Source organism: Paenibacillus sp. R14(2021) (assembly GCF_019431355.1).
GTDB lineage: Bacteria > Bacillota > Bacilli > Paenibacillales > Paenibacillaceae > Paenibacillus_Z.
Genome location: NZ_CP080269.1, coordinates 1,998,479 through 2,010,169 on the forward strand (window position 1 = coordinate 1,998,479; position 11,691 = coordinate 2,010,169).

Annotated in this window: 9 protein-coding genes; 1 reads left to right on the forward strand and 8 read right to left on the reverse strand. The window is 52.9% G+C overall.

Annotated features, from left to right (window positions below):
- Nucleotides 1–3: 3 nt before the first annotated feature.
- The 7 genes from KXU80_RS09460 to KXU80_RS09490 all read right to left on the reverse strand — a co-directional run bounded on the left by KXU80_RS09460 (nucleotide 4) and on the right by KXU80_RS09490 (nucleotide 9,094).
- Entirely contained in the window at nucleotides 4–2,187 is a 2,184-nt protein-coding gene (locus tag KXU80_RS09460) for a RelA/SpoT family protein (RefSeq protein ID WP_219837934.1), read from the reverse strand.
- A 237-nt stretch (nucleotides 2,188–2,424) separates the two neighbouring features.
- A complete protein-coding gene (locus KXU80_RS09465) occupies nucleotides 2,425–2,937 on the reverse strand; it encodes an adenine phosphoribosyltransferase (protein ID WP_219837935.1) in 513 nt (170 codons plus the stop codon).
- Between the two features lie 2 nt (nucleotides 2,938–2,939).
- Nucleotides 2,940–5,345 (reverse strand): single-stranded-DNA-specific exonuclease RecJ, encoded by a 2,406-nt coding sequence (recJ, locus tag KXU80_RS09470; RefSeq protein WP_258171434.1) that lies wholly within the window; start codon nucleotides 5,343–5,345, stop codon nucleotides 2,940–2,942.
- A 42-nt stretch (nucleotides 5,346–5,387) separates the two neighbouring features.
- Nucleotides 5,388–6,299 (reverse strand): cation diffusion facilitator family transporter, encoded by a 912-nt coding sequence (locus tag KXU80_RS09475; protein WP_219837937.1) that lies wholly within the window; start codon nucleotides 6,297–6,299, stop codon nucleotides 5,388–5,390.
- 252 nt (nucleotides 6,300–6,551) lie between these two features.
- Nucleotides 6,552–7,484 carry a protein translocase subunit SecF gene (gene secF / locus KXU80_RS09480; protein WP_258171334.1) on the reverse strand — a complete coding sequence of 311 codons (933 nt, stop codon included), beginning with the start codon at nucleotides 7,482–7,484 and terminating at the stop codon, nucleotides 6,552–6,554.
- Nucleotides 7,474–8,745 (reverse strand): protein translocase subunit SecD, encoded by a 1,272-nt coding sequence (secD, locus tag KXU80_RS09485; protein ID WP_219837938.1) that lies wholly within the window; start codon nucleotides 8,743–8,745, stop codon nucleotides 7,474–7,476. The genes secF and secD overlap by 11 nt, the downstream gene beginning before the upstream one ends.
- A gap of 88 nt (nucleotides 8,746–8,833) precedes the next feature.
- Entirely contained in the window at nucleotides 8,834–9,094 is a 261-nt protein-coding gene (locus KXU80_RS09490) for a post-transcriptional regulator (RefSeq protein WP_219837939.1), read from the reverse strand.
- A 167-nt stretch (nucleotides 9,095–9,261) separates the two neighbouring features.
- On the opposite strand from KXU80_RS09490, the gene KXU80_RS09495 reads away from it, so the two are divergent.
- Nucleotides 9,262–10,881, forward strand: coding sequence for a putative polysaccharide biosynthesis protein (locus KXU80_RS09495; RefSeq protein ID WP_219837940.1), 1,620 nt, complete (start codon nucleotides 9,262–9,264; stop codon nucleotides 10,879–10,881).
- Nucleotides 10,882–10,929: 48 nt separating this feature from the next.
- Here KXU80_RS09495 and KXU80_RS09500 read toward each other — a convergent pair whose 3' ends face one another.
- Nucleotides 10,930–11,667, reverse strand: coding sequence for a DUF421 domain-containing protein (locus KXU80_RS09500; protein ID WP_219837941.1), 738 nt, complete (start codon nucleotides 11,665–11,667; stop codon nucleotides 10,930–10,932).
- Nucleotides 11,668–11,691 lie beyond the last annotated feature (24 nt).

The window sequence follows — 11,691 nt, forward strand, 5'->3', positions numbered from 1 at the left end:
TTGTTATTGCATAATCCGCTGAACGGAATACACATCTTTAACACGTTTGACACGTTCGACGACAGATTGCAAATGCTCGATGTGCCGAATAAGCACCGTCATATGGATCATGGCCATTTTGTTTTTATCCGAACGAGCGGAAACTGCCAGTATGTTTGTTTTGCTCTCCGAAACCGCCTGCAGCACTTCATTGAGCATGCCGGGGCGATCATGACCGGTAATTTCAATATCGACACTGTAATTCGCTTCGACGGATTCTTCCCAGTGCACTTCGATCACACGCGCAGCTTCTTCGCCTTCGGAGCTGGCCGAGAGATTCGTACAGTCCATACGATGCACGGAAACTCCGCGGCCACGCGTAATGTAGCCGACGATCTCATCCCCAGGAACCGGGTTGCAGCAGCGCGCGAAGCGCACGAGGAGATTGTCAACGCCTTTAACCGATACGCCGTGCGTCGGCCGCGTTTTGCGAAGCGTAGTCGATGATTTAACTTCCTTCATTTCATGGGAGAGCTCGATTTGACTCGCTTCTTCGGCTTCCTTGCGCATTTTCTCCGTCAGCTTCGTGCAGATCTGGGCTGCGGTAATGCCGCCGAATCCAACAGCCGACAGCATATCTTCGATGTCATTGAACGTAAACTTATACGCGGCTTCCTGCAGCTGCGTATCCGACATGAAGCTCGGCGGCTCCAGCCCCAGACGCTTCAGCTCACGCTCGATGAGATCACGGCCTTTGATGACGTTCTCTTCACGGCGTTCCTTCTTGAACCACTGTTTGATCTTGCTGCGTGCATGCGACGACTGCGCAATTTTGATCCAGTCCTGGCTCGGTCCATAGGAATGCTTCGAGGTGAGGATTTCAACGATATCGCCCGTTTTGAGCTTGTAATCCAGCGGAACAATACGCCCGTTCACCTTGGAGCCGATCGTACGGTTACCGACTTCCGTATGAATCCGATAGGCAAAATCAAGCGGTACCGCGCCAGCGGGAAGCTCGAACACTTCGCCTTTCGGCGTAAATACAAAAACAAGATCGGAGAAGAAATCCATCTTCAGCGATTCGACAAATTCGGAAGCATCGCTGGCTTCGTGCTGCAGCTCGATAATTTCGCGGAACAATGTCATTTTGTCCTCGAATGAGCCTGCCGGCACGACGCCGCCCTCTTTGTACGCCCAGTGCGCAGCGATCCCGAACTCCGAGGTACGGTGCATCTCCCATGTCCGTATCTGCACTTCGGTCGGCTCGCCCGTAGGCCCGATGACCGTCGTATGGAGGGATTGATACATATTCGCTTTCGGCATCGCGACGTAGTCCTTGAACCTGCCCGGCATCGGTTTCCACAGCGTATGGATGATGCCCAGTGTCGCATAGCAGTCCTTGATATTTTCGACGATGATCCGGATCGCCAGCAAATCGTAAATCTCGTTAAACTGCTTGCTGCGCGCCGTCATTTTCTTATAAATGCTATAGATATGCTTCGGCCGGCCGGAAATGTCGCCTTCAATGCCCATATCGTCCAGCTTTTCCGTAATCCGTCCAATCACGTCGGTGATGTATTGCTCCCGCTCCGCGCGTTTCTTCTTCATGAGATTCGCAATGCGGTAATACTGCTGCGGGTTCAAGTACCGAAGGGCGATGTCTTCCATCTCCCACTTAATAGCGGAAATACCGAGCCGATGCGCAATAGGACAAAATATCTCAAGCGTTTCATAGGCAATACGGCGCTGAGCTTCTTCGGATTGATATTTCAACGTACGCATATTATGAAGCCGGTCAGCCAGCTTGATTAAAATTACACGGATGTCCTGTGCCATCGCAACGAACATTTTGCGGTAATTCTCGTTCTGCTGCTCTTCTTTGGAACGAAACTGAATTTTCTCCAGCTTGGTCAGACCGTCGACGACGGCTGCGCACGCTTCTCCGAACCGGGACCGTACGGCTTCCAACGGGACAGTTGTATCTTCAACCACATCGTGAAGGAGTGCGGCAATAATCGACAACACATCCATCTGCATGTTGACGAGAATTTCCGCTACGGCTACCGGATGCAAAATATACGGCTCTCCCGACTTGCGCACCTGCCCGTGATGGGCTTGATCTGCAAATTCGTAAGCTTCCGTGATCCGTTTCAGATCTTGTTCCTTCATATAGGTTGACGCTTTATCGAGTAGCTGCTCTATGCCCATGAATGTCCCTTTCCGGAAAAGCCCGCGCTGCTGGCACGCTATGCTCTCCAAATCATTTGAATACCTGCAGACAATCGGTGTAGCCCGAGTTTTTCCTACTATTATGCCTGTTTTCGAGCCTTTCCGTCAACCTCCTGCTGCGAACGTCCTAGCAGCAGATCATCGAGCAGCTCCGGCTACACACAAGCGCCGGAAGACAGGAGCCCATGCTCCCGCGTCCGGCGCTTGCGGTTATGCTTAATAAGTGACGAGCGAGAAGACGTCGATGCCGTCCAATTTGCTGCGGCCGTCCAAGTAGCCAAGCTCGATCAAGAACGCAGATCCGATGACTTCGCCGCCAAGCTGGCGAATGAGATTGATCGTCGTCGCGATCGTTCCGCCTGTTGCAAGGAGATCGTCGGCGATCAGCACTTTTTGGCCAGGTTGGATAGCGTCCTTATGGATGCACAATTTGTCTTTGCCATATTCCAAGTCATAGTTTGCTTCAACGACTTCACCAGGCAGCTTGCCGCTCTTTCGGATCGGGACGAATCCGACGCCGAGCGAGATCGCAAGAGGCGCACCGATAATAAAGCCGCGCGCTTCTGGACCGGCAATCAGATCGATTTGCTTGTCCGCAATTGCTTGCTTGATCTCCTGAATCGCCGAGGCGTAAACCGCACCGTTATTCGTCAGCGTCGTGATGTCTTTGAAGCGGATTCCCGGCTGCGGGAAATCTGGGATAATGCGGATATAGTCTTTATAGTTCATCGTTATTTTGCTCCTTCGTTTGGTTGTTGTTGGCCGAGCGTCGATTGAACGGTTATCCAGTCGGAGAGCACTTTGACCGGTGCGCTGAACAGCGCATTGGATTCTGCGGTTCGTTGTCCTTTTCGGTAAGCTTGCGAGTGCGAGAGCTCTTTCTTGCCCGTTACAGAATTTAAGATAATCATGCCGTCAAATGATTGAATAAACTCGAGCTCCTTGAATACGTCGAGCATAAGCCCTATCGTTTCGGAAGAACGATGCAGCTTCAATGAGAGCGTCTCGTTGCAGCCCTCTTCGGGAATTGGACATTCGCGTCTCAGCTGCTGATAAAGCGCGCCGAATTGCTCCCGCGTTGGGAACTCACCATCTTCCTTGCTGCTGCCATACAAGAGGTATACGGCCTCCAGTCCTTGACACGCTGTGAGTGCATCGGACAGCATCTCCGTTGAAGGGGGCTTGCCGAATAGAATTAAGTTGGAGCCCTGTACACTTTGACCGATCAAGGCTGTGTATGTCAAGAGGGTAATCTCGCCAGGAAGCGCGAGCTCTCCGTTCTGCTCCACGGCCTCCTGCCAGGCGGAATCCGGGACAAGCAGGATGCCTTGCCGAAGCCCAGGCTGCTTGAGCAGCGCTTGCAGCGTTCGAAACGATTCGCCGCCGGCTTCCCTTCGTTTATCGAAAAGCTGAATATGGGGAATGCGTAAATCATTCACCATGAACTGCGCCTTGCGCTGTCCGTTCCATTCATTAACGGCCAGTTCGCCCACAAGTTCAATCGAGGCGCCATGCGACATGCGTTCCGCCAGATGGCCGCTTCCGAAGCTGACAGCGTCGAGCAGTTTGCCTTGGCCGCTTAGCGACAGCTTGAGATGCTTGTTTTCCTTGCCCATCGTTTTGCGTTCGGCGAGCGTAATGCCGGTTAGCAGCAGCTTTGGCGCCGAGTTGCCGATGCCGAAAGGCTCAAGCTGCGCCAGCTGCTCTCTGACTTTAAGCGTAGCATCCTCCATTTTGCAGGTCAGATCGACCGTCGTCTTCGGAATCCAGTCTTCCTCCGTCAACCACTCGTCCGCCAGCTGCGACAGCTTCTCTTCGAATGCAGCAAGCTGATCGCGATGGAGCGTCATGCCTGCCGCCGCCTGATGTCCGCCGTAATGATCCAGCATCGCATCGCAAGCCGTCAGTGCCGCATGCAGGTCGTATCCTTCAATTGAGCGGGCGGAGCCTTTGCACTTGCCGCTGCCTGGATCCATGCCCAGAATTAATGTCGGCTTATAGAATTTCTCGATAAACTTCGAGGCGACAATACCGACGACGCCTGGATTCCAGCCTTCTCCGGCGAGAACGATAACGGATGGCTCGGGCCTTCCTGCTTCTTGTGCGGCCAGGCATTTGGAAGCCCACATTGTCTGGGCTTCCTCCACGATGGTGTCTACGATTTGCTGACGTTCCCGGTTCAGCGCATCGAGCTGCAACGCTCCTGCGGCCGCCTTCTCGTCGTTCGAGGCAGTCAAGAGATCAACGGCGAGGTTCGCATGGTCCAGCCGTCCCGCTGCATTAATCCGAGGCGCCATTCCAAATGCGACGTTCGACGCCAGCATAGCTGGCATGTCGATACCCGCCACCTCTGCCAAGGCGCGAAAGCCCGGTTTGTCCGTTTGCCGCAGCTGCTCGAGGCCGAAACGGACCAGCACCCGATTCTCATCGGTCAGAGGCATTAAATCGGCGATGGTCCCAAGCGCCACAACGTCCGTCCAAGCAATCGGCGGTTCTCCGAGCAAAGCCGTTGCCAGCTTGAAGGCTACCCCGACGCCAGCCAAGCCTTTGAACGGATATGTACAATCCTCCTGCTTCGGGTTAACGATTGCATAGGCTGCGGGAAGCTCGTGCGGAGGTTCATGGTGATCCGTGACAACCACATCAACACCAAGCTCAGCGGCAAAAGCGATTTCTTCAACCGCGCTGATTCCCGTATCCACGGTCACAATCAACGTGAAGCCTGCATCTGCCGCAGCTTGCAGAGCCGCTTTGTTCAAGCCATATCCTTCCCGCGTACGGTGCGGAATGTAATAGTCGAAATCCAGCTCCAGCTTGGCAAAAAGATACGTCATCAGCGTTGTGGAAGAAACGCCGTCTGCGTCGTAATCGCCATATATCCGCACACGCTCTCCGCGTTCCTTGGCAAGCCTGATCCGCTCAACGGCCTCATGCATGCCCTTCAGAAGAAATGGATCATGCAGGCATTCCAAGCCGCCGTTTAAAAACTGGCGTGCCGTTTCAATCCGGTCATAGCCCCGCTGTACGAGCAGCCTTGCAATGAGCGGCGTCAGCGACAGTGAACGCGCGAGCGCGGCGGCGCGTGCTTCGCCTTCAATGCCGAGCGACGCGAGGCTCCAGCGTGTTTTCGACTGCATCAATTACCGGACACCTCCTTATCAAAAAAATGAACGCTGCTGCTATTGCAGTAGCGTTGAAAGTTGTTCATGATTGGCTTCATGATTTGTTTTGTACGGATAGCCGGGATCGTAAGGCTCTACGTGCACAGTCACTTCCGTCATATGGTTAAACCGCTTCATGATGAAATATTTGACCCGTTTCGCGATTTCATTGCCTTCCAATACGGATATACGAGGGTTAACGCTGATGACAACCTCTGCCACCGCATAATGCCCATGTTCCCGCGCCCGCAGCACTTCGACGTTGATGACGCCTTCCATGCGCTGCACGACCGCTTTTAGCTCGGACAGATCACCGGCTTCCACTTCGAGATACCGGCTGCGCATGACCGATGCCGATGCGACGCGGTACCCGCTGGAGAAGACGATAACAACAATGATTAGCGATGCTGCTGGATCAAAATAATATAAGACCGGCAGATCAAGCGGCTTGCCCAGCATGGCGCCGCCCGTACCTACGAGGGCGGCAAGCGATGCATAAAGATCTGCGCCCCGTTCTTTAACCGGAAAACGAAGCTCCCTTAACAGAAACGCTGCAAACACGACAACGGCAGCCGGCCAGCTTGGGCCTTCCTCAATGCCGTCCGCTATGGACTTGATAGCGGAAATCCCGATTTCAAGGCCGACGATCATAAGAAGAATCGAAGCCATTACTCCTGTCGCGGCTTCCGAGCGGCCCCGCGATGCCGGCACAGGCGCGTGCGGTGACCCAAGCTGCCTGCATCGGCGAACGCCGGTTAAGGAGACGAACGATGCGGCAGCAACAGAAGCCGATCGGCAGGCATCGGCGAGCAGCGATTTGCTGCCCGTTAACATCCCGACTCCGCCTTTAACCGCTGCGATGCAGGCATTACCGATAAGCCCGGTCCATGCTGCAGACTCCGCTTTGGCGTAACGTTGGTTCGCTGTCATGGACGCCTCCTAAAAGTTTTTGCGATACTTCTTGAATGACTGCCTGCGAGCAAAAACTCACTTCGAAAGCATAGGCTAAGTTTTTGCGATACTTCATGATTGACTGCCTGCGAGCAAAAAACTCACTTCGAAAGCATAAGCTAAGTTTTTGCGATACTTCTTTGATTGACTGCCTGCGAGCAAAAACTCACTCCGAAAGCATAGGCTAAGTTTTTGCGATACTTCATGGCTATCTTACTATAGCTTATTCTACTACGAAGCAGCCGAAGACTTGACATTGGTCTTCGGTTTTTGTTTGCTCTTCAGCAACAGCCAGAGCGGGCTCGCGATGAAGATCGAGGAATACGCACCGCTTATGAGACCGAACAGGATCGCAAGCGAGAACAGCTTAATCGATACGCTGCCGAAGATCAGCAAGCAGAGCGCAGCCACGATTACAGTCATAACCGTGTTAACGGAACGTGTTAAGGTCTGCCAAATACTCTCGTTGACCACTTTCTCGATATCTTCATGCGTCTTAAGCTTCGCAAACCGAAGGTTTTCTCGAATGCGGTCGAAGATAACGATTGTATCGTTGATGGAATAACCGATAATGGTCAATACCGCCACGATAAACGGCAGGTTCACTTCCAATCGGAAGATTGAGAACAAGCTGATAACGATGAACGCATCATGCAGCAAAGCCACGATCGCGGCAACGGCAAAGCGCCACTCAAATCGAATACTCACATAGATGACGATCCCGATGCTTGCAACGAGGACCGCTTTCAGCGCATTGGTCTGGAGCTCCTTCGCAATCTCAACGTCGACCGTGTTGACTTCCATGGAAGCGTTCTTGTCGAACTTCTCCGTAAAGCCCTGTTTCAAGGCTCTTTCTTTCTGGTCAGACAATACGTCATCGAACCGAAGCGTTACTCGGCTGGCCCCTACTGTAAGGCCAGGGGAACCGAAATCATTGTCCTTCAGGAATTGCTCGATGTCAGCCTTCTTGCTGGACAAATCCTTCTTCAGGGAAATATCGACGCTGGAGCCGGCCTTGAAGTCGACGCCATAGTTCAATCCGAAAATTCCCAGCGTCAGGATGCCGAGAGCTGTAATGATGATCGAGAAAATAAAGAAGTAACGGGCTTTCTTAACGAAACTGAACTTGCCCTCGGAAATATTACCGAACCCACTATAGCGCACGCACTTCACTCTCCTTCACTCCGAGGTAGGATTTCTTCTTAACTAAGCCGCTTCGGACAATCAGCGAGAGGAGCAGGCGCGAGAAGAAAACGTTCGTCAAAATACTGATGATGATACTTAGAAGCAGGATGACCGCGAAGCCTTTAACCGATCCCACCCCGATAAAGAACAGCACAAGCGCTGCGATTGCAGTCGTTACGTGCGCATCGATAATCGTGCGGAAGGAGCTCTTGGAGCCCGCTTTCTGCGAAGACATAATGCTCTTGCCGCTGCGCAGCTCTTCCCTGATCCGTTCCGCCATAATGATATTGGCATCGACGGCTATCCCGATACCGAGAATGAAGGCCGCAATACCAGGCAGCGTGAGCGTGGCATGAATCAAGTTAAACCCTAGCAGAAGCAGCCAGATATAAACGGCGATCGAGAAGCTTGCGATAACGCCCGGCAGACGGTAGAAAACCATCATGAAGATCAGAATCAGCACCGTGCCGATGATTCCCGCATCCACTGTTTCCTGCAGGGAAAGCTTACCCAGCGTAGCGCCTACGCTTTGGGAGTATTTCTCCGTCAGCTTCAAAGGCAGTGCCCCGAGGTTGATCGTGTTTTTAAGATCGTATGCTTCTTCGCGCGTGAACGATCCCGTAATGGAAGCGTCCGTGCTGGGGATCTCCCCCGAGACATTCGGCGCGGATAGCATTTTTTCATCGAGGTAGATCGCAAGCTGGTTCGTGCCCGATGCGCTCAGTTTAGCGATTTCGCGCGTGATTTCAGCGAATTTGCTCGCGCTTTTCATTTTGATCGTAATTTCGTATTCGTTCAAGTTCGTTTGGCGAACGTCGGCACCGTTTTGCTTGAAGTCGCTGCCGTGAAGCTCGATCTTGCAATAGCCCTTGTCGGCTGCGCAGCCCCGCGCGCTGCGGAACGTAAGCTCAGCAGGCTTCTTGAGGACATCACGAACTTTGTTCTCATCGGTCACACCCGCGATCTTAACCCGGATGCGGTTCGTGCCTTCCGTTGTTACTTCCGGCTCTGTGACACCTGTAGCATTCGCACGGCTCTCCAGGCTCTTGGCTGTTTCGATCAACGATTCCTTCGTTACTTTGCCTCCGGCTTCGATCGGCTGAGCTTCATACAGAATCTCAAATCCGCCTTTCAAGTCCAGGCCAAGCTTTACATCGTTAACGACCCACTTCGAGAAGCCCGCAACGACGCCGATTGACACGGCGATGATGAGTATAAACGCTAACAGTCGACGATTCATAATACCCTCAGTTCCCCCTTAAATACTGTGTTCAATATTCCTATTATACCGATGGCTCAAAATCGAGTCAAAAAAAAGAGCCCATCTTTTAAAAATGGGTTCCTTTATACGCGCTCAGCGTTAAAAAATTCATAAATTTTGTCACTTTCAGCGACAAAATATCGTTAACCACCTGATGCCTGGCCGGCTGGCCTGTCTTGGCATACTTATCATTCACGCACTGCCAGACCTCGTTCCCGGTTACATGCTCGTAACCGATTAACCGGAACTCTTCCGCTTTGCTGGTGCAGAGCTGTTCGATCGTTGCGGTCCATTGTTCGTCTGTCATTGGCTCGTCTTCGCTTGTCATCTTCGTGACCTCCTCCATCTCCGGCTGCTGTTACTTTCATTCGCCTCTTCACTAACGTATTCCTGCCGCTTAAACGACCAAACAAAAATTTGACAGCATGGAAGCGGACATGCCGCGCATAAGTATTACGAATAGGACATGTTCGCGGCAAAGGGAGAGGAACTGACGTGATCAAGCAAACGTTCATGAAAGGCGCATTAATTCTACTGGTGGCAGGCATCGTGAACCGCATCCTCGCTTTTGTTCCCAGAATCGCGCTCCCCCGCATTATCGGGGCCGAAGGGGTCGGGATTTACCAGCTTGGCTATCCCTTCCTTATTGTGCTGCTAACACTTATAACGGGAGGCATTCCGCTTGCCGTCGCCAAATGGATTGCCGAAGCCGAGTCACAAGGCAATGCGAAGCGCGTGAAACAAATCTTCCGAGCAGCCATGGTGCTCACATTCGCTTTATCCTTGGCGCTTACCGTCTTATTCGTTTGGCTGACGCCTTGGATAACGACGCATCTGATGACCGATCCGCGCGTTTTCCAAACCTTTCGTATGATGAGCCCGCTTCTGCTTATTATCGGCATCTCGTCGGTTTATCGGGGTTATTTTCAAGGAAAGCACAATATGATTCCAACGGCGATGTCGCAGACGCTGGAAACCGTCGTTCGGATTATTTTCGCCCTCCTGTTCGCGCAGTGGCTGCTGCCGTTCGGACTCGCTTGGGGAGCAGCCGGCGCGATGCTCGGCGTTGTTGCCGGCGAAATCGCCGGACTTGCCGTACTGTTGCTCCAATTTGCAAGCGATCGCAGAAAGCTGGCTGAGGCAGCCTACCCCGATACGAGCTGCACTCAAAGTGTTGGGTCAACCTCAACTGTAACGGATTCAGGCGCTAACCCGTTCACTCCCTTAGCAGCCCGTATTCCGGTCATGCGCAAGCTGATCAGCCTCTCTGTACCGGTAACGGCAAGCCGGATGATCGGTTCGTTCTCTTATTTGCTGGAATCAATTCTTACGGCCCGGGCGCTTCTAGCCGCTGGCATCGCCACGGGAGCGGCTACGGCTCAATACGGAGCGCTGCAGGGGATGATTATTCCCATTCTGCTGCTTCCGACCGCCTTGACTTATTCGCTCGCCGTTTCTCTTGTGCCGTCCTTGTCCGAAGCGGCCGCCAAAGGCGACCGGATTACGATCCATAAGCGGCTTCATCAATCGATGCGTCTCGCGCTCGTGACCGGTGCGCCGTTTGTCGTCTTCATGCTTCTGTTCGCTGAACCCATCTGCCGCGTTCTCTATAACCATGTTGAAATCGCTCCGATGCTGCAGTGGATGGCGCCTGCCGGCCTGTTCATCTATATGCAGGCGCCGCTTCAGGCTGCTCTTCAGGCGCTTGACAAGCCCTCTACCGCGCTGATGAACACGTTCCTCGGCGCCGTCGTGAAGCTGGTGCTAATCATCAATCTCGCATCCATGCCTTCGCTCGGCATTTACGGCGCCTTAATCGCTATCAACGTTAATATCGTGCTCGTAACCGTGCTCCACTGGGTCAGCGTTGCAAGGTTCGTTGGCTTCCGAATGAATGCGCTCGACTTCTTGAAGGTTGGCGCAGCCATGCTCATCATGGGTGCTGCATCATTGTTCGTTATGAATCTTAAAGCGCTGCCGGCTTTATGGCTAAACTTAATGACCGCTTGCTTCGCCGGCATCGTCATCTACTTGATTCTGATGGTGCTGCTTCGCATTATCGACCGTTACGATGCAGCAAGACTGCCCTTGGTCGGCAAATGGTTTCGCCCCTAATAGAAAAGCATCGGTCCGTGATGGATCGATGCCTTCCTCCATAGCTTACTATTTATACGGGCCTCTTCCGCGCCTCGCGTCCATATAGAGTTTGCCGCGGTGATCGATCGTGCACAGAAACACTTGCTTAACATCTTGAATGCCGTGCTGCTTCAGTTGATTATTGAGCCAAAAACGGTCCTTTCCCAACTGTTCCAAATTCGCCTTCTGGATTTCCCCGTCCATAATGAGCGCGACCGGCAGAGATTCAAACCGGTAGTTGCGGGGAAAAACCCCCGGAAGTCCCTCACTCCTATGCTCTAATGAGCGGCTGCTGCCCTGCGCCAAATCTTCCTGCTTCTTGTCCTTCTGAATGATGGAGAGCTTCCCGCTTGTCTCCAGGATCGCGAATTCTACATCGGCGATATTCGTTTTGTTTTCCCTGAATTGCAAAAGCAGGTCGTCTAAGTTGTACCTTTGCTTGCGCATTGCCTCGCGGTTGAGCTTTCCCCGTTCAACCAAGACCGTCGGCTTCCCGTCAAACCATACGCGCAGCCTGCGGCTCTTAAGCGAAACCATCGCAATAAGAATTTGAACGACAAGCAGAACCGCCATGGGCACGATGCCTTCAAGGAGCGGCCGCTTCGTATCCTCGATCACGAAAACCGCGATTTCCGCGATCATGACGGAGATGACCAAATCGAACACGGACAGCTTCCCGATTTCCCGTTTGCCCATCAGCCGCATAATGACAAACACGACAAAATAGATGAGAAGCGTACGGAACATGTAAACGCCGTATTCCATCAGAACCACCCTCCCAACGTAAGG